This is a genomic window from Pseudomonas sp. AL 58 (genome assembly GCF_036348395.1).
In the GTDB taxonomy this organism is placed as follows: Bacteria; Pseudomonadota; Gammaproteobacteria; order Pseudomonadales; family Pseudomonadaceae; genus Aquipseudomonas; species Aquipseudomonas defluvii.
On the sequence record NZ_JAZBQR010000059.1, the window covers coordinates 1 to 848 of the forward strand.

Sequence of the window (848 nt, forward strand, 5' to 3'; positions counted from 1 at the left end):
GGCACGAAGCCGAGGATGTCTTCACGCCAGACCGGCTTGCCACCCAGGTGCGAAGCCAGGTGAACCACCGGGCTGTAGCCGCCCGAACTGGCCACCAGGTCGCACTCCAGCCACTCGCCTGGGCTGGTCACTGCGTGGGCTTTCAGGTCGATGGCTGCCACGCGGGCGGCTGTCACATGCTTGCTGCCACGCGCTTCGATCACCGCGCTGGAGGTCAGAATGCGAATGCCTTTGGCGCGGGCTTCTTCGACCAGCGAACCACGCGGGTTATGCCGCGCATCGGCAATGGCGACGACCTTGAGGCCGGCGTCGAACCAATCCAGCGCAACGCGATACGCGTGGTCGTTGTTGGTCGAAAGCACCAGTTTCTTGCCCGGTGCCACGCCGTAGCGGCGTACGTAAGTCGATACTGCGCCAGCCAGCATGTTGCCCGGCACGTCGTTGTTGCCATACACCAGCGGACGCTCGTGGGCGCCAGTGGCCAGCACCACCTGCCGTGCACGCACGCGGTGGATACGCTGACGCACCTGCCCCAGTGGTGCGCGATCGCCCAGGTGGTCGGTCAGGCGCTCGTGGATGGTCAGGAAGTTGTGGTCGTGGTAGCCGTTCACGGTGGCCCGTGGCAGCAAGGTCACTTCGCGCATGTCCTTGAGTTCGGCCACGGCAGCCGCCACCCACTCCGCGGCAGGCTTGCCGTCGAGGCTTTCACGGGTGTCGAGCAGGCTGCCGCCAAACTCTTCCTGCTCATCGGCAAGGATCACCCGGGCGCCGCTGCGGCCAGCCGCCAAGGCAGCGGCCAGGCCAGCCGGGCCGCCGCCAACCACCAGCACGTCACAGTGCTGGTTCAT

General features: G+C 66.6%; 1 protein-coding gene. It reads right to left on the reverse strand.

Going from position 1 to position 848, the window contains the following annotated elements:
* Nucleotides 1–848: FAD/NAD(P)-binding oxidoreductase (locus tag UIA24_RS23025; RefSeq protein ID WP_330524043.1), on the reverse strand; the 848-nt coding region annotated here is incomplete at both ends.